We start from the raw sequence: 17,274 nt of genomic DNA, 5'->3' as shown, positions 1-17,274 counted from the left end.
CTCACGACGGTTCGACCAGTCCGGCGGCGAGCAGGCTTTCGGTCATCGCGGTGATGTCGGCCCGCACCTTGGCCGCGTCGATGTCGTATCTGGCGGCGAGGTCGGCGGCGATCCGGTCGGCGGATTCGCCTGCCAGCAGGCGGTCGAGGGTGTGCGTGCCGGTTCGGTTGACCTGCCAATAGCTTCCGGTGCGTTTGTTGAGCAGGACCGAGCCGTCCGCGGTGTCGGTGACGGCGGTGTCAGGGTGCAGGTGCATGGGTCCTCCGGTCGGTCGCTGGCCTGCCCTCGGCGATCGCCCGCAGCCACATTTCGCAGCCGAGCGCGGTTTCCAGGTGCGCTTCCCACTCGTCGTCCATCCGCGGTTCGAGCAGGTGCGCCCGGAGCGCGTCGAGGTCGAGAAGACCGCGAGCCGCCAAGGCCGAGTCGGCGAAGTAATCGAGCAGGTCGGGCACGTGCCGGTGGGCCTCGGCGTCGTCGTCGTCCTGGTAGTTGCCCTTGGTGGTGCGGTCGAGGATGACGTCCGGGACGAGCCCGCGCATCGCGGCGGCCAGCAGCGGTTTGTATCGCCAGGGCGTGAAGCGGTCGGACGTCCGGACCGCGAGCGCGGCCTCGACGACCCGGTCGTCCAGGTACGGGAAGTCGAGCGGCACCCCGTCCGCGGCGTACTCGCGCTGGATCTGCTGGCAGAGCGGTCCGGCGGCGCGCAGGCTGGTCAGCGACTCGTGCTGGCCGCGATCGGCGGCCAGCGGCGTGGCCTCGCCGGCGATTTCGTACAGGAACCGGCGGGTCGTCGCGAGCGCGTCGCCGGTGGCCCACGGCGCGGCGCGGACCAGATCGGCCCAGCCCAGTTCCGGTGTGCCCGGCCGGGGCAGGGGGTCGGTGAGCCGGTCGGCCGACTCTCGCCACCAGTCGTCCCAGCTCTGCCTGCTGGCCAGGCAGGCGACGGTGCGCGGCCACGACCACCGGCCGAGGCAGCGGTAAACCCGGAGATGCCGCAGCGCGGTGACCGGGCGGCGACGGATCAAGGTGTGCAGATAGCCGGGCGAGGCGGTGAAGACCTCGTCCCCGCCGTGCCCGGCCAGGTGCAGGCCGGAACCGTGCTCGGCGAGCAGGCGTACGCCTTGGGCGGCCCCGGTCAGCCCTCGGGTCATCGTCCACGGCGCTTCGAGATCGGACGTCGAATAGGGCGGTGCGAACAACGCCGGCGCGTCGGCGTCGGACTGTTCCAGGTGCTCGACGCCGGGGAGCAGCCGGGCGGCCTCGGCGGCGAAGATCGGATCGTCGTTGGCGACGCTGCCTCCGGTCCACCGGAAGGTGAAGAGGTCGGAAGTCTGCTCGGCGGCGAGGAAACACAGCGTGGTCGAGTCCATGCCGCCGGACAGATCCAGCGACAACCGGCCCTTCGCGGGACGCCGCTCCGCGACCGATTCGCGTAAGGCGGTGCGTACGGCGGGGGCGCCTTCGCGAAGCGGCAGAGCCGGTTCCGGCGGATGCCACCAGCGCACCGTGCGGGCCGTTCCGTCGTCGGCCAGCACGACGGACGAATCCGGCGGCACCGAATGCACCGTGCGCCACCAGCATTTCTCGATCATCGGGGGAAGCAGCTGCATTTGCGTCAGATGCGCGGCGAGAAGATCCTCGTCCAGTTCCGCGCCGGTCATCTCGGCCAGCAGGTCGGCGCGGGTGCTCGCGACCGCGGTGGCGTCGATCCGGGTGTGGAAGGCGCGGCGCAGGTTCGTCAGCGTGCCCTGCAACCGGACTTGTCCGTTCACCGACGCGATGAGGTGCGCGCTGCCGGGCAGGACGCGGGCGAGCGCGTCCGCGTCGGCCGCCGTTCGCAGGCGGGCGGTGTACGCGGTCAGCCGCTCGACCGGCATCGGGCAGAACCCGAACACGGCGACGCGGGCCCGGCCCGCGATTGCCACTTGGATTTCCCCTGGCGTCCAGCGGCCGGCCAGCCAGGGCCGTCCGGAGGAATGGAACAGGACGCGCGGCCGCTGGTAGGGGACTCGCGGCAGCAGCGCGGAGCCGCCCGGCGAATCGGGGAGGACGACGAGGCTGCTCGGCTCTGCGTTCATCGGCACCGACCGGGATCGATTCGGACGACGGGGAGGACGGACGTGGCTGAAAGCTGGGTGGCTCGGCCTCCGGCCACGCCGGGCCGGGTGTTGTCCGCGTGCTCAGCTGAGAAGGCGCCCGAACCAGCGGCTGTCGAGCGCGCCCCGGCCGAAGCGGCGGGTGGCGGTGGCGAAGCGGCCGACGCGGGTGGCGGCGGGGGCTTGGTAGCGTTCGGGGAGAGTCGCGGTTTTCACGGAAACCAGTCCTCTGGTCGGCTTTTTCTGCGGTCGATCGAGCGACGAGATGACGAACGTGGCTGAAGACCGGGTTGGCTCGACCTCCAGCCACGTCAGCTCAGCGGGCAACGGGTGCTGCCCGCGAAGGGATCGCCTGCTCAGCGACGACGACGCCCGTGGCGACGGTGGTCGCGTGCGCCGCGGCGCAGCCGGCGGGTGTCGGTCGCGAAGCAGCCGACGGAGGCGGCCTCAGGGGCCTGATAGCGCTCGGGAAGGGTCTTCACGGAAACCAGTCCTCCTCTGTTCGCTCTTTCTGATGGACTTTCTTATGGGTCCGATAGCGATCGCTGATGGACTTTCCTGATGCGCGAAGTTCTCCGCCCGGAAGACGCTAGCAGGGAATCCCGGTGCTGACACTCATGCGTTCAGTCGAATCAGTTGGGCCGAGGGCGAAGTCCGTTTTGATTTTGATGAAAAATATGCGTAAAGGTTCATCTTGCCTGGTGGGAGCGGATTTTCCGGAAACTGCTTCTGGATGCGTACTGAATTCCCGGAAGGGCGCGGTGCCGGTGCTGCGGTGCGCTCAGGTAATGCCGGGGTGCGTCTCGCGGCGGGAACTGGCGAGCGCGCCCGGAGCGTCGGCCGGGACGGCGGGACGGCGCGGAGCCACCGGGTCGACGCGCTGGTACGGCGCGCCGAGCGGGGGACGGCGGTCTTCCTCGCCGTGGTTGGGCCAGAAGGACATCGCGCGTTCGGCTTGGGCGGTGATCGTCAGGGAAGGGTTGACGCCGAGGTTCGCCGAGATCGCCGAGCCGTCGACGACGTGCAGGCCGGGGTGGCCGTGGACGCGCTGGTACGGGTCGAGGACGCCGCTTCCCGGATCGTCGGAAATCGCGCAGCCGCCGATGAAATGGGCGGTCATCGGGATGTTCAGGATCTCGCCGGCGGTGCCGCCCGCGATGCCGTCGATTTTGTCCGCGACGCGGCGGGCGGCGTCGTTTCCGGCCGGGATCCAGGTCGGGTTCGGTTCGCCGTGGCCGGGCGCGGACGTCAGTTTGTGCCGTCCGGTGCGGGTGCGTTTTCCGGAGACGGTGATGGAATTGTCGAGTGTTTGCATCACCAGCAGGATGATGGTGCGCTCAGACCAGCGGCGCGGCGAGAACCAGGTGAGGTTGCGCGGATTCCTGGCGAACGCGCCGAGCCACGTCAGCCAGCGCGGGACGGACTTGCCTCCGTCGGTGAGCGCGGTTTGCAGCAGTGACATCGCATTGCTGCCTTTGCCGTAGCGGCACGGTTCGATGTGCGTGTGCGCGTCGGGGTGGATGGACGAGGTGATCGCGACGCCGTGGGTGAAGTCGACGTCCTTGCGTTTCGATTTCGCGCCGAGAATGGATTCCGAGTTGGTCCGGGTCAGCTTGCCGAGGCTGGCGGAAATTCGGGGCAGCGAGCCGGTTTCGCGGGCTCGGTGGAGCAGTTTCTGCGTGTTGTAGGTGCCTGCGCTGAAGATGACATCGCGGGCGAAGAAGGTGCGCACGTTTTTGCGGCGGCGGGGCGAGCGTCCGGTGCGGACCGCGGTGACGGTGTAGCCGCCGTCCGCGGGGCGCACGTCGAGCACTGTGGTCATGGGCATGACGTTCGCGCCGCGTTGTTCGGCTAGATAGAGGTAGTTGCGGTCCAACGTGTTTTTGGCTCCGACGCGGCAGCCCGTCATACAGGACCCGCATTCGGTGCAGGTTCGGCGGTCAGGTCCGGCACCGCCGAAGAACGGGTCTGGCACGACGGTTCCGGCGGGAGTGTCCTTGTCACCGAAGAAAACGCCGACTGGGGTCAACTGGAAGGACGAGCCGACGCCCAGGTCGTCGGCGACCTCTCGGAGCACCTTGTCCGCGGTGGTGACGGTGGGGTTCTGCGTGACGCCGAGCATCCGGCGCGCCTGGTCGTAGTGCGGTTTCAGTTCGGCTTGCCAGTCGGTGACGTGGGCCCACTGCGGGTCCGCGAAAAACGGCGCGGGTGGTTCGTAGAGAGTGTTGGCGTAGTTGAGCGAACCGCCGCCAACGCCTGCACCGCCGAGGATGACGACGTCGCGGAGCAGGTGGATGCGTTGGATGCCGTAGCAGCCGAGACGCGGTGCCCAGAGGAAATTCCGGACGTCCCATGAGGTTTTGGGCAGTGTCTCTTCGGTACGGCGCGGGCCGGCTTCCAGCACGGTGACGCGGTAGCCCTTTTCGGACAGCCGCAGCGCGCTCACCGAGCCGCCGAAACCGGAGCCGATCACGAGGACGTCGGTCTCCTCGCGGGTGGTGGTGTTCATCGGTTCTGTCCTAGCCCTCGGGGTCCGGGACGCCGCCGGGCGGAGGATGGGCATCGCCCGGCGGCGTTCTCCGAAGTCTTCGCCCCAGCTCGGGCGCGGGCATCGGTCTGCGGACCGGGACGGCGGGACCCGACTGGTCCCGGGGCACAAATCAGTCGACCGGCCGGAGCACGGCGGTACCCAGCAGGCGGCACGCCAACAGCGCCACCTCGACGTCGATCCGTCCTTCGGACAGCGGACGGCCGCGTTCCTGCTCAGCTTTGCGGAGCCGGTACTGGATGGTGTTCTTGTGCAGGTGGAGCTCCTGCGCGGCGACCATCAGGCTGCTCCCGCTCGACAGATACGCCCACACCGTCTCGCGCATCCGGTGGTGCCCCTCGTCGTCGTCGGCCAGCGCGCCGAGCACCGACTGGACCCAGCCCGCGACCGCCGACGGATCGGCCGCGACCAGCGCCAACGGTCCGAGCTGCGCCGCCGCGGTGACCGGTCGCGGTTGGGTCCGCTCGGTCATCTGCGCGACGGCTTCGGCCTGCCGGGCCTGCTGGTGCGTGGTGCGAAACCCGGCCAATCCGCTTGCCGGGTCGCCCAGCGCGACGCGGACCGGATCGGGTGAGCCGGCCAGCGCGGCGGACACCGCGTCGAGGTCGAGGCTCGCCGTCGGGAACCAGGCCCAGACGGTCGAGGCGTCCGGGGCGACGACCAGCGGCGTCGTGCCGAGGGCGTTCGCGAGCAGGGCCGCGTGCCGTTCGAGAGTGGTCAGCCGGGCGCTTTCGTCCAGTTCAGGACCACACCAGAGCACCGCGCCGACGTGCCGGTCCGACAGCGCGTACCCGAGGGTCTTCTCGACGTCGGCGGTGTCGACGGGCTTGCCGGACAACGCTGCCTGCACCTTCGCGAGCCGGGCCGCGTTGCGGTGGCGCAGCCAGGTGTCCCGCTCCAGCTGATAGGCCTCGACGACCTCCTCGGAGATCTTGTCGATGTAGGTGAAGGCGACCTGCGACAGCTCGGTGGCGGCGGCCGAGACGTCCGCGGTCTGCACTGGTTCGGCCGCGATCAGGGTGATCATCTCCTGCTGGAAGGCGGCTTGGCCGAGCCGGTACGCGCGCAGCATCGCGGTGATCGGCACCCGGCGCTGGGCCAGCCGCCGCGCGAACTCCAGCGCGGTAGGCGGAGCGCCGACGTCCGCGGGCTGCGTCGCGCCGCTCAGCACGCCCAACGCGGCGACGAGGTTTTCCCGGACCGAGCTTTCCAGCAGTTCCCAGGCCTGGGCGTCCGGCGCGAGCACCGGCACCGCCGCGGCGATCTCCTCCACGATCCGCGCGCAGAGCAGCGCGAGCTCGGCCAGGACCGAGTCCGCGACCTTGGCCAGCGTGGCGGCAGCCGTCGACGTCACAGGCAGCACCGTACGCCCGGTTCGTGCCCGGGACCCAACGCAGCCGAGCGTTTCGGTTTCGCGCACAGTGTCCCGCCGCCCGCGAATTCCTACCTTCAGGAAAACGACAGACCGCGTGGAGGCCGCCATGAAGAAGTACCGCCTCGCCGGAGCGAACGGCGAAACCGCCTGGCACGACCGGAAGCGGCACCTGTGGCTGCTCGGGCTCGTGGTGCCGCTGCTGCCGTTCGGCGCGATCGGGTTGCACGCCGCGACCGGATCCGACGCCGTGCTGTGGCTCGGACCTCTCGTCGTGCTCGTTCTCGTGCCCCTGATCGACCTCGTCGCGGGCTACGACCACACCAATCCGCCGGACGAGGTGATGGAGGCGCTGGAGGAGGACCGCTACTACCGCTGGATCACCTACCTTTTCCTGCCGTTGCAATACGCCGGTTTCGTGGCGGGCGCGTGGATGCTCGCGCGCGGCGATCTGTCCGTCGGCGGCAAAATCGGCCTCGCGATCACGCTGGGCACGGTCGCCGGGATCGCGATCAACACCGCGCACGAACTCGGCCACAAACGGGAAAGCACGGAGCGCTGGGCGGCGAAAATCGCGCTGGCGCAGTGTTTCTACGGGCACTTCTACATCGAGCACAACCGTGGGCACCACGTTCGCGTCGCCACTCCGGAGGATCCGGCGTCGAGCCGGTTGGGCGAGAGCTTCTACCGGTTCTGGCCGCGTACGGTCTTCGGTTCACTGCGCAGCGCCTGGGGTGTCGAGCGGAAACGCTATGCCCGCAAGGGAAGTCACCCGTTCCGCCTGGGCAATGACGTGCTCAATGCGTGGCTGATGAGCGTGGTGCTGTGGGGCGGGCTGATTGCCTGGCTGGGTGTCGGGATCCTGCCGTACCTGGTGGTGCAGGCGGTGTTCGGGTTCTCGCTGCTGGAGATCGTGAATTACATGGAGCACTACGGGATGCTGCGCAAGCAGGTCACCACTGGCGTGAAGACTCGGTACGAGCGGGTTACCCCGGCGCATTCCTGGAATTCCAACAATGTCGCGACGAATGTGCTGTTGTACCACTTGCAGCGGCACAGCGATCACCACGCGAACCCGACGCGCCGGTTCCAGACTTTGCGTGACTTCAAGGAAAGTCCCGTTCTGCCGACTGGCTACACGGGGATGATGGTGGTCGCGCTGGTCCCGGCGTGGTTCCGCAAGGTGATGGATCCGCGGGTCTACCGGCACTTCGACGGCGACCTCCGGCAGGCGAACGTGCGGCCGGGCAAACTGCCGTCGCTGCTGAAGAAGTACCCGGTTGTCGCTGCCGCAGCGGAGGAATCCACTGTGGACGCTCGGTCGCAGCTGGCCGACGACGTGGACGCCGCGCGGTGCCCCGGCTGCGGCTATGTCTACCGCGTCGCGGAGGGCAACGAACTGGAGGGCTTCGCCGCCGGGACAGCCTGGTCGGAGATCCCGGACGACTGGACGTGCCCCGATTGCGGCGTGCGCGACAAGGTCGACTTCGTGCCGGTGGTTCGGGAGGCGGCGTGAAGATCGTCGCGGACCACGGCAAATGCGAGGGCCTCGGCATGTGCGAGGCGATGGCCGACCAGTTCTTCGAGGTCGGGGACGACGGAGTGGTGCAGGTCCTCGACGAGACGCCGCCCGAGGCGGACCGGCAGTTCGTCGACGCGGCGGTGCGCGCGTGCCCGGCCGCCGCGCTGCGGCTGCAGGATTGAGGCCCGGTGGAGACGGAGCTGCTGGGGCGAGCGCGGTCTGGCGACCAGGCCGCGTTCGCCGTCATTTACCGGGAACACGCGCCGCCGGTCTTCCGCTACCTGCGGATGCGGGTGCCGACGGCGACGGTCGCCGAGGACCTGACGAGCGAGGCCTTCCTGCGAGCGTGGCGGAAACTGCCGGACTTCCGCCCGGACGGCGGCTCGTTCACCGGCTGGCTGTACACGATCGCCGACAACCTCCTGCGCGACCATCGAAAATCGGCCCGCTACCGGCGTGAACTCCTCGACGGGAAAGACCACGACGGACCGGACGTCCGGGGCGGGGCCGATCGGCTCGCGCTGGCCCGGATCGAAGCCGCCGCGCTGCGCCGGTGCCTGGCCGGCCTCAGCGAACCGCAGCGCGAGTGCGTGCGGTTGCGGTTTTTCGCCGGGCTTTCCGTCGCCGAGGTCGCCGAAACGATGAACAAGAACCCCAACAGCGTCCGGGCGCTGCAGCACCGCGCGGTGCGCACGCTCGCGACGCTGCTGGCCGAGACCGAGAAGGCGTGACGCTGTTATGCACGGATTCCTGGAGATTTTCAAGATCATGGGACCACTGCTGGTGCTGATGCTGTGCCCGATCTGGCTTCCGCTGCTGGGGATGGCGATCGGGAAGCTTTCGGACGTCTTCTCCGGCGGCGGCAAGCGGGTCGAGCCCGCGCGCCGGGCGGTGCGCGCGGAACCGGCCGAGGCGGGGAGCCGCGTTGCGCGCTGAGGTATAGCCGGGCAAACATGTCTCGGGCGGCAAAGAGCATTGGTCAGGCATTCCGGGCTTTCTTAGCCTGACTGCGGGTCGAAGGTGCCGGACACCCGCTCAAAGGAGAGCCGAGATGACCGAATGCCAGCCTGTCACTGCCCAGCCGCCGTCCGGTCCGGTCATCGGCGTTCAGAGCGACGACGGTCTGCTGCGGTTCCGCGGCGTGCGGTACGGCGCCGCCGAGCGGTTCCGGCCGCCGCGACCGGCCGTTCCTCGTGCCGATGCGAGCCTGCCCGGGCCTATCTGCCCACAGCTCGGCTCTCGTCTGGAGGCCGCGATGGGGCCGCCGCGGGAAGAGCCGTCGCACTCCGAGGACTGCCTCAATCTCGCCGTCGTGACGCCCGCGCTGACCGGGGCCCGTCCGGTGCTGGTGTGGTTGCACGGCGGCGGTTTCCTCAGCGGCGGCGGCACCCTTCCCTGGTACGACGGCGGACGGCTCGCCGCGGACGGCGACGTGGTTGTCGTGTCGGTCAACTACCGGCTGGGGGCGTTCGGCTACCTGGTCTGCGACGGCGTCAGCGAGGGCAATCTCGGCCTGGCGGACCAGACGCTTGCGCTTGAATGGGTGCGCGACAACGTCGCGGCGTTCGGCGGTGATCCGGGCAATGTCACCGTCTTCGGCCAGTCCGCGGGCGCGCTTTCGACGCTCGCCTTGTTGTCCAGGCCGGACAGCCGTCCGCTCGTCCGGCGGGCGATCGTCCAAAGTTCTCCGGATCCCGCGATCATCCAGGACCGCGCGAAAGCACTGGAGATCGGCCGCTATTTCGTCGACGCGGTCGGCGGAGATCCGTTGACCGCTTCAGTCGAGCAGTTGCTTGCCGCGCAAGGGCAGACTCTCCGGTGGAACGCCGCGAAGGACCCGACGTCGACCCGGCCGCCTTTCGGGATCGTCGATCTGGAGGTGCGACTGTCCGATCCGTTGCCGGACTTGATGATCGGATACACCACGCGAGAGTGCGAGGCGTTCGCGATCGGAATCCAGGACGACGGGATCCGGCAAGCGATCGTTGAGCAGACCGATCCGCTCTTCGGTCGTCCGGCGCGTGAGTTGGCAGAGCGGTACGGCGCGTACTCCTACGAGTTCGACTGGGCTCCGGAACGCGGCGGCTACGGCGCGATCCATTGCCTGGAACTGCCTTTCCTGCTGGGCACGCCGGAATCCTGGCGCGGGAGCCCGATGCTGGGCGACACGAGCTGGGCCGAGGTCGAACGCCTCGGCGCCCAGATGCGCTTGTGGTGGACCGAATTCGCGCGTTCGGGCTCGCCGGGACCGCAGCGCGGCTTCCGGATCGGGAATTCCCCTCAGACACTGGAGAACACGCGATGAGCAAGACTATCCATTGGCCCGTTGTCCTGCTTTGCTTCTTCGCCGTTCTCCTGGACGGTTTCGACACTGCCGCACTGTCGTTCACGATCCCGACGCTGTCGCACGAATGGGGTGCCGCCCCCGCCGCCTTCACCTTGCCGTTGGTGCTGACCAACATCGGGGTCGTCGTGGGCTATCTGGCCGCGGGTTACGTCGGCGCCCGGATGAAGGCGCGCTCGGTGGTGCTCACCGGCGTCCTGATCTTCGCGGGCGCGACGGTGCTGACCGCTGCGATCCTGCACCTGAAATCCATGCCGGTCTTCGCCGCGACTCGCTTGGTGACCGGGCTCGGTCTCGGGCTGGTGCTTCCGGCGGGGGTCTCGCTCGCGACGAAACACAGCGCGGAGGGGCGTCGGGAGCTGGTCTCCGTGGCGGTGACCCTCGGTCTCGCTTCCGGGAGCAGCCTCGGCGGATTCTTCGGCGGCAAACTGCTGCACAGCGTCGGGTCCGCCGGGGTCTTCTACGTCGCCGGGCTGGCTCCGCTGGTGCTGGCCGCGCTCATGGCGGTGGTGCTGCCCAGCCGCGAGCCCTCGGTCGCGGGCACGGCGAAGCAGGAGGCCAAGGTGAGCAGGCTGTTCGGCCCGGGATTGCGTCTGCCGACCTCCCTCATCTGGGCGTTCTCGTTCCTCGTCTTCATTACCGCGTACGTGCTGATCTCCTGGGTTCCGACGCTCCTCACCGGATACGGCTTCGCCGCGGGGAAGGCTCCGCTGGGACTCGCGTTCCTCACCCTCGGCGGGATCGCGGGCGGCCTGGTGCTCATCCCGCTGGCCGCGCGGATCGGGATCGCCCGCGCGCTGATCCTGATGCCCGCCATCGGGGCGGTGTGCATGGTCCTCGTCGCGACGGTGCCGGTCGGCGAGACTGTGCTGTTCCTGCTGCTGGCCGGGGCCGGTTTCGGGGTTACGGCCGGGCAGATCGGCCAGCTGACCCTGGCGGTCTCGATCTATCCTGCGAGCACTCGCACCACCGGGGTCGGCTGGGCTGCGGCGCTCGGGCGGATCGGGTCGATCGTGGGACCGGGCGTCGCGGGTTTGCTGCTCGCGCTGGCGTTGTCGGCGCAGACCATCGTCCTGGCGACGGCAGTTCCGGTGCTGGTGGCGATCGCTTGCGCGGTGGGGCTGAGCCGGGTGCGGACGAAGGCTGGGAAGGAGCGCGATGGCGCACTGGTTCGATCTCGGTGACGTCGCGGTGGTTCCCCTGGTCGAGGACGGCCGGCTGCTGATCGAGCCCGGGGAGTTCTTCCCGGGACTCGAACCGGACCTCGACGACTGGTACGCGCGGGAGCCGTGGTTCGACCGGGCGGCGGGGAAGCTGGTCTTCGCCATCCAGTCGTTCCTGGTCTGCTCTCACGACGAGGTGCTGGTGGTGGACGCGTGCGTCGGAGCGGGGAAGGACCGGCGGCGCGCGGAGTTCGATCAGTTGCCGGATCGGTGGATGCAGCAGTTCCTCGCTGCCGGGCTGCGGCCTTCGGACGTGGATGCTGTGGTGTTCACCCACCTGCACACCGATCACGTGGGTGCGGCCACTCTCCAGCTGGAGCCGGTTTTTCCGGGTGTTCCGCACTTCGTGGTCGAGGAGGAGTTCCGGTATTGGTCGAGTGAGGCCGGTGGGGAGGCTATGCGCCGGACTGGTGATTACCTCGCCGACAGCGTGCTGCCGATCGAGCGGGCCGGGCAGTTGAAGTTCGTCGCTCCGGACGCGGCGGTGGGCAAGCATGCGGAACTTGTTCCCGCTGCTGGGCATACGCCGGGGAATGTGTGCGTGCGGGTTCGCGGCAGTGCCGGGACGGTCCTGCTCGCCGGGGACACGATGCATCACGGGGTGCAGATTCGGCATCCGGAGCTGAGCACCCGGTACTGCGTTGAGCCGCGAGAGGCGGCGGAGGTGCGGAGCCGTCTGCTGGCGGAAGCGACCGGTTCGGTCCTGCTCCCGACGCACTTCCCGGCGCCCTCGGCTGGTCGGGTGCGGCGTGGCGCGTCCGGCTATGTGTTCGAGTTCGCCGCTGACCTGGTCCGGGCCGGGCAGTTCCGCTACCGGGAGTGGCTGGCGTAGCGGGTCAAAGTCCGTGAGGGGACCCCTGAGGGAATCAGATTCCCTCAGGGGTCCCCTCACGGACCGTCGGGAGGATCGGGTCGACCCGGCGGCGGAGCAGGCAGAACACGTTCCCCTCCGGGTCCGCCAGCACGTGCCACGACTCCTCCCCGGTCTGGCCGACGTCGGCGGGCCGCGCCCCGGCCGCCAGCAGGCGTTCCAGTTCCGCGTCCTGGTCCCGGTCGGTCGGGTTCACGTCCAGGTGCAGCGGCAGTTTCGCCGGTTTCGGGTCGCTGCTGCGGCTGAGGATCAACGTCGGCTGCGGGCCGCCGAAACCGGCTTCGGGCGGGCCGATCTCGAGGTCCTCGCCGTCCCAGCCGAGTTCGACGTAGCCGAGGACTTCGCACCAGAACTCGCCCATCCGTCGCGGGTCGGCGCAGTCGAGGACGAGTTCGGTGATCCGGCAGGCCATGCGGCGAGCTTAGGGCGCTCGCGCACCCCCGCCCAGCGGATTTCGGTTTGTGCGCGTGGATAGATCTGCCGCCCCGGATTCGTCCGCGCGCACGAACGTACTGCCCGGGAAACCTCCTAGGGTCGCCAGCAGCGAGGCGAGGAGGCAAGCATGCGGACACTGCTGCGTGGCGGTCGCGTCATCGACCCGGCTACGGGCTTCGACGGCACAGCTGACGTGCTGGTATCCGACGGCAAGGTGATCGCGGTCGGACCGGGACTGCCGAGTTCGGACGACCAGGTCGAGATCGACGTCGCCGGGTACGTCGTCGGGCCGGGGTTCATCGATCTGCACAGCCACGTGCACACGATCGCGGGACAGCGGCTGCAGGCGATGGACGGCGTCACGACGGCGCTCGACCTGGAGGCCGGGCTGATGCCGGTCGAACGGGCCTACGCCGAGGCCGCCAAGGCGGGGCGTCCGCTGCACTACGGGTTCTCGGCCTCGTGGGGGTCCGCGCGGGCGAAGGTGCTCGCCGGCATCGAGCCGGACGCGAACATCAACACCGGGCTCTCCGTGCTCGGCAATCCGGCCTGGCAGCGGTCCTCGTCGAAGACCGAGCTGGCCGCGTGGCTGTCGCTGGTGGAGGGCGAGCTGGCGGCGGGCGCGCTCGGCGTCGGCGTGCTGCTCGGATACGCGCCGGCCAGCGATCCGGCCGAGTTCCTGGCGTTGGCGAAGCTGGCCAAGCAGGCTGAAGCGCCGACGTACACGCACGTCCGCGAGCTGGTCGAGGTCGATCCGAACACACCTGCCGACGGGTCCGAGGAGATCGCGATCGTCGCGGCCGAGACCGGTGCGGCGATGCACCACTGCCACGTCAACAGCACCTCCGGACGGCACGTCGACCGCGTGCTCGCAGCACTGGAATCGGGCCGGTCCGCCGGGTCGCGGGTGACGGTCGAGGCTTATCCGTACGGCGCGGGCAGCACCGCGGTCGGCGCGTTCTTCATCTCGCCGGAGAGGCTGAAGATGAAGGGGCTCAACCCGACGCGGGTGGTCCTGCTGGAGACGGGCGAGCGGATCTCGGACGAGGGACGGTTGCTGCAGGTCCGCGCCGAGACGCCGGGTGCGCCGTGCATCCTGGAGTTCCTCGACGAGGAAGACCCGGTGGACCGCGCGCTGCTGCACCAGACACTGGCGTTTCCGGACTCGATCGTCGCGAGCGACGCGATGCCGGTGTACTGGCAGGACGGCACCAACGAATCGACCGAGTGGCCGCTGCCTCCGGGCGGCGCGACGCATCCGCGTACGGCGGGGACGTTCTCCAAGTCGCTGCGGCTGATGGTGCGCGAGGCCGGTGTCTGGACCTGGCTGGAGGCGTTCCGGCGCTGTTCTTACCTTCCGGCGCGCGTGCTCGACGAGGTCGCGCCCGGTGCGCGGACCAAGGGCCGGTTGAACGTCGGCGCGGACGCGGACATCGTCGTCCTCGACCCGGCCACGATCACCGACACCGCAACGTATTTCGACGCTACCCGGCCCGCGGTCGGTGTCCGGCACCTGTTCGTCTCGGGCACTCCGGTGGTGCGCGACGGGCAGCTGCTCACCGACGCGTTCCCCGGCCAGCCGCTGCGAGGTGAGCCGCGATGACCGAGTTCAATGTGGACGCTCTGCTCGCCGACATCGAAACGTTGGTGTGCTGCGAATCCCCGTCCTCCGACCTCGACGCGGTCGCGCACAGTGCCGACGTGCTGACCGGCGTCGGCAAGGCGTTGCTCGGCGTGGAGCCGGAGCGGATCGTACTGGATGGACGGACGCATCTGCGCTGGCGGTTCGGTGACGGCCCGACGCGCGTGCTGCTGCTCGGCCACCACGACACCGTCTGGCCGATGGGCTCGCTGGAGACGCATCCGTTTTCCGTACAGGACGGCGTTTTGCGCGGACCGGGCTGTTTCGACATGAAGACCGGCGTCGTGATGGCGTTGCACGTCGCGGCTTCGCTGGCGGACCGGAGTGGACTGTCCATTTTGGTCACTGGCGACGAGGAGCTTGGCTCGCCGTCGTCGCGGGGGCTGATCGAGGAAGAGGCACAGGGCTGCGCGGCGGCGTTCGTGCTGGAGGCTTCGGCGGACGGCGGCGCGCTCAAGACCCGGCGCAAGGGCGTTTCCCACTACCGGATCGAGGTGACCGGACGCGCCTCGCACGCCGGGCTCGAACCGGAGAAGGGGATCAACGCCGGGATCGAGATCGCGCATCAGCTGCTCGCGGTGGCCGCGCTCGCCAGCCCGGAGCGTGGAACCAGCGTTGTGCCGACCGTGCTTTCGGCTGGTACCACGGTGAATACCGTGCCTGCGGCAGCCACGGTCGAGGTCGACGTGCGCGTGTGGGACGAGGAAGAACAGCTCCGCGTCGACCGTGAGGTCCGCGCGTTGCGACCGGTGCTGGCAGACGCACAGGTGCGGATCACCGGCGGCATCAACCGTCCGCCGCTGGACGCCGTTTCGTCGGCCGCGTTGTACGGCCTGGCAACGGAACTGGCCGCCGAACTGGGATTGCCGGAATTGACCGAGGCGGCCGTCGGCGGTGCTTCGGACGGCAATTACACCGCCGGATTGGGTGTGCCGACGCTTGACGGTCTCGGCGCGGTCGGCGGCGGGGCCCACGCGGATCACGAACATGTCCTGGTCGAGGAATTGCCGCGGCGAACGGCGTTGCTGGCCGCGCTGGTGGAAAACGTGCTGACGAAGGGGAGTCCGTCGGTTCCGACGAATCCGGCTGACGATTCTGGTCGAGCACGACGGTGACGTCGGTGGGGAAGCCGGGAAAGGATCATCCCGTGACGAATCTTGCGATGAACACGGAAAGACCCGTCGCGGCGGAAGTGTGCGACGAGGCGGTCGCGGCCGCTCGGGCGGCGGCTGCCGCCTCGAGGGTCGAAGTCCGGGAAATCACCGAGATCGCGGAAATGACCGAGGTCGGAGTGCTGTTCGAGACGATCTGGCGGTCCGCGCCGGGCACCCGGCCGGTGACCACGGAGCTGCTGCGCGCGCTGTCGTCGGCGGGGAATTACGTGGCAGGCGCGTTCGCCGACGGGGAAATGCTCGGTGCGTGCGTCGGCTTTTTCGGCAATCCCGGAAAAGGCAGTCTGCACAGTCACATCGCCGGAGTCGCGAAGGCCGGTGCGGGTCGCGGAATCGGGTACGCGCTGAAATTGCATCAACGCGGCTGGGCACTCGCGCAGGACGTGTCGACGATCAAATGGACCTTCGACCCGCTGGTGCGCCGCAACGGCTATTTCAACCTCGGAAAACTAGGCGCGCTCCCGGTGCGCTACCTGCGGGATTTCTACGGGCCGATGGCGGACGGCATCAACGGTTCGGGCGACACCGACCGGCTGATGGTGTCCTGGGACCTGGCCAGTCCGACCGTGCGGACCGCCGCGTTCGGCGAGCCGATCCGCACCAATGCGAAGGCCTTGCTCGACCAAGGCGCGGCGGTGGCCCTGTCTGTCGGCGAAGACGGCGGTCCGGCCACCGGTGAAGCAGACGCCCCGGTGGTGCTCGTCGCGGTCCCGTCCGACATCGAAGGCTTGCGCACGACCGATCCCGGCAAGGCGGACGCGTGGCGGGCCGCGCTGCGCGAATCGCTCGGCGGGCTGATGGCCGCCGGCGGCCGGGTGACCGGCTTCGACCGAGCCGGCTTTTACGTGATCTCCAAGGAGGAGCAGTGAAACTCAGCGGTGTGGAACTGCGCCGGGTGCAGATGCCGCTCGTCGCCCCGTTCCGGACTTCGTTCGGCACCCAGTCCGTCCGCGAGCTCTTGCTGCTGCGCGCGGTCACGCCGGCCGGCGAGGGCTGGGGCGAATGCGTGACGATGGCCGGGCCGGTGTACTCGTCGGAGTACAACGACGGCGCGGAACACGTGCTGCGGAACCATCTGATCCCGACGCTGCTGGCCGCGGGCGACGTCACCGCGGCGAAGGTGACGCCGCTGCTGGTGAAGTTCAAGGGCCACCGGATGGCCAAGGGCGCGCTGGAGATGGCGGTGCTCGACGCCGAACTCCGCGCGCACGAGCGGTCGTTCGCCGCCGAACTCGGGTCGGTGCGCGATTCCGTGCCGTGCGGCGTTTCGGTCGGGATCATGGACACGATCCCGCAGCTGCTCGACGTCGTCGGCGGATACCTCGACGAGGGCTACGTCCGGATCAAGCTGAAGATCGAACCCGGGTGGGACGTCGAGCCGGTGCGCGCGGTCCGCGAACGCTTCGGCGACGACGTGCTCCTGCAGGTCGACGCGAACACCGCCTACACCCTCGGCGACGCGCCGCAGCTGGCCAAGCTCGACCCGTTCGGCCTGCTGCTGATCGAGCAGCCGCTGGAAGAGGAGGACGTGCTCGGCCACGCCGAACTGGCGCGCCGGATCCAGACGCCGATCTGCCTCGACGAGTCCATCGTGTCGGCGCGCGCGGCGGCGGACGCGATCAAACTGGGCGCGGTCCAGATCGTGAACATCAAACCGGGCCGCGTCGGCGGTTACCTGGAAGCGCGGCGGGTGCACGACGTGTGCGCGGCGCACGGGATCCCGGTCTGGTGCGGCGGGATGATCGAAACGGGCCTCGGCCGGGCGGCGAACGTCGCGCTGGCCTCGCTGCCGAACTTCACCCTGCCCGGCGACACCTCGGCGTCGGACCGCTTCTACCGGACCGACATCACCGAACCCTTCGTGCTGTCCGACGGCCACCTGCCGGTGCCCACCGGACCGGGCCTCGGCGTGGCGCCGATTCCGGAGCTGCTGGACGAGGTGACCACGGCAAAGGTGTGGATCGGTTCGTAGCCCGCTACGAATTCCGGAGGTAGATTTGGTCGGATCGGACCAGCCGGTCCGGGTGAGGCCGGATCTACCTTCGGGGG

17 protein-coding genes are annotated in these 17,274 nt (G+C 69.3%); 11 read left to right on the top strand and 6 right to left on the bottom strand.

Annotated features, from left to right (window positions below; translation table 11 throughout):
• Position 1: 1 nt before the first annotated feature.
• The 5 genes from ACZ7OI_RS24615 to ACZ7OI_RS24595 all read right to left on the bottom strand — a co-directional run bounded on the left by ACZ7OI_RS24615 (position 2) and on the right by ACZ7OI_RS24595 (position 5,998).
• Positions 2-256 carry a lasso peptide biosynthesis PqqD family chaperone gene (locus ACZ7OI_RS24615; protein ID WP_470266514.1) on the bottom strand — a complete coding sequence of 85 codons (255 nt, stop codon included), beginning with the start codon at positions 254-256 and terminating at the stop codon, positions 2-4.
• Positions 240-2,078 (bottom strand): asparagine synthase-related protein, encoded by a 1,839-nt coding sequence (locus ACZ7OI_RS24610; protein WP_470266513.1) that lies wholly within the window; start codon positions 2,076-2,078, stop codon positions 240-242. Before ACZ7OI_RS24610 ends, ACZ7OI_RS24615 begins: the two co-directional genes overlap by 17 nt.
• A gap of 102 nt (positions 2,079-2,180) precedes the next feature.
• Positions 2,181-2,312: a lasso RiPP family leader peptide-containing protein gene (locus tag ACZ7OI_RS24605; RefSeq protein ID WP_470266512.1), complete on the bottom strand. Its 132-nt coding sequence runs from the start codon at positions 2,310-2,312 to the stop codon at positions 2,181-2,183.
• Between the two features lie 565 nt (positions 2,313-2,877).
• A complete protein-coding gene (locus ACZ7OI_RS24600) occupies positions 2,878-4,605 on the bottom strand; it encodes a GMC oxidoreductase (protein WP_470266511.1) in 1,728 nt (575 codons plus the stop codon).
• Positions 4,606-4,756: 151 nt separating this feature from the next.
• A complete protein-coding gene (locus ACZ7OI_RS24595; protein WP_470266510.1) occupies positions 4,757-5,998 on the bottom strand; it encodes a PucR family transcriptional regulator in 1,242 nt (413 codons plus the stop codon).
• A gap of 127 nt (positions 5,999-6,125) precedes the next feature.
• Between ACZ7OI_RS24595 and ACZ7OI_RS24590 the strand changes: the two genes are divergently transcribed.
• The 7 genes from ACZ7OI_RS24590 (at position 6,126) to ACZ7OI_RS24560 (ending at position 11,937) form a co-directional block, all read left to right on the top strand.
• The gene (locus ACZ7OI_RS24590) at positions 6,126-7,532 is read left to right on the top strand and encodes a fatty acid desaturase (RefSeq protein ID WP_470266509.1); all 1,407 of its coding nucleotides are present in this window, start codon (positions 6,126-6,128) and stop codon (positions 7,530-7,532) included.
• Entirely contained in the window at positions 7,529-7,720 is a 192-nt protein-coding gene (locus ACZ7OI_RS24585) for a ferredoxin (protein ID WP_470266508.1), read from the top strand. Before ACZ7OI_RS24590 ends, ACZ7OI_RS24585 begins: the two co-directional genes overlap by 4 nt.
• 6 nt (positions 7,721-7,726) lie before the next feature.
• Entirely contained in the window at positions 7,727-8,269 is a 543-nt protein-coding gene (locus ACZ7OI_RS24580; protein ID WP_470266507.1) for an RNA polymerase sigma factor, read from the top strand.
• 37 nt (positions 8,270-8,306) lie between these two features.
• Complete coding sequence (locus tag ACZ7OI_RS24575; RefSeq protein ID WP_470266506.1) at positions 8,307-8,474, top strand: hypothetical protein; 168 nt, start codon at positions 8,307-8,309, stop codon at positions 8,472-8,474.
• A 115-nt stretch (positions 8,475-8,589) separates the two neighbouring features.
• A complete protein-coding gene (locus ACZ7OI_RS24570; protein ID WP_470266505.1) occupies positions 8,590-9,843 on the top strand; it encodes a carboxylesterase family protein in 1,254 nt (417 codons plus the stop codon).
• A complete protein-coding gene (locus ACZ7OI_RS24565) occupies positions 9,840-11,066 on the top strand; it encodes an MFS transporter (protein WP_470266504.1) in 1,227 nt (408 codons plus the stop codon). The genes ACZ7OI_RS24570 and ACZ7OI_RS24565 overlap by 4 nt, the downstream gene beginning before the upstream one ends.
• On the top strand, positions 11,041-11,937 hold the full coding sequence (locus ACZ7OI_RS24560; RefSeq protein WP_470266503.1) for an MBL fold metallo-hydrolase: 897 nt from the start codon (positions 11,041-11,043) through the stop codon (positions 11,935-11,937). The genes ACZ7OI_RS24565 and ACZ7OI_RS24560 overlap by 26 nt, the downstream gene beginning before the upstream one ends.
• Positions 11,938-11,971: 34 nt before the next feature.
• On the opposite strand, the gene ACZ7OI_RS24555 is transcribed toward ACZ7OI_RS24560, so the two are convergent.
• The gene (locus tag ACZ7OI_RS24555) at positions 11,972-12,388 is read right to left on the bottom strand and encodes a VOC family protein (RefSeq protein WP_470266502.1); all 417 of its coding nucleotides are present in this window, start codon (positions 12,386-12,388) and stop codon (positions 11,972-11,974) included.
• Positions 12,389-12,538: 150 nt separating this feature from the next.
• On the opposite strand from ACZ7OI_RS24555, the gene ACZ7OI_RS24550 reads away from it, so the two are divergent.
• From ACZ7OI_RS24550 to menC, 4 genes are read left to right on the top strand one after another with little or no spacing between them, the layout of a single operon-like run.
• Positions 12,539-14,014 (top strand): amidohydrolase family protein, encoded by a 1,476-nt coding sequence (locus ACZ7OI_RS24550; RefSeq protein WP_470266501.1) that lies wholly within the window; start codon positions 12,539-12,541, stop codon positions 14,012-14,014.
• A complete protein-coding gene (locus ACZ7OI_RS24545) occupies positions 14,011-15,168 on the top strand; it encodes a M20 family metallopeptidase (protein ID WP_470266500.1) in 1,158 nt (385 codons plus the stop codon). Before ACZ7OI_RS24550 ends, ACZ7OI_RS24545 begins: the two co-directional genes overlap by 4 nt.
• 47 nt (positions 15,169-15,215) lie before the next feature.
• Complete coding sequence (locus tag ACZ7OI_RS24540) at positions 15,216-16,094, top strand: GNAT family N-acetyltransferase (protein WP_470266679.1); 879 nt, start codon at positions 15,216-15,218, stop codon at positions 16,092-16,094.
• Positions 16,091-17,197: an o-succinylbenzoate synthase gene (gene menC / locus ACZ7OI_RS24535; protein ID WP_470266499.1), complete on the top strand. Its 1,107-nt coding sequence runs from the start codon at positions 16,091-16,093 to the stop codon at positions 17,195-17,197. Before ACZ7OI_RS24540 ends, menC begins: the two co-directional genes overlap by 4 nt.
• Positions 17,198-17,274: the final 77 nt, after the last annotated feature.

It is taken from the genome of Amycolatopsis sp. NPDC114503, from assembly GCF_055633655.1.
Note: the sequence above shows the minus strand (reverse complement) of the source record. Positions and strands in the feature narration are given on the sequence as shown.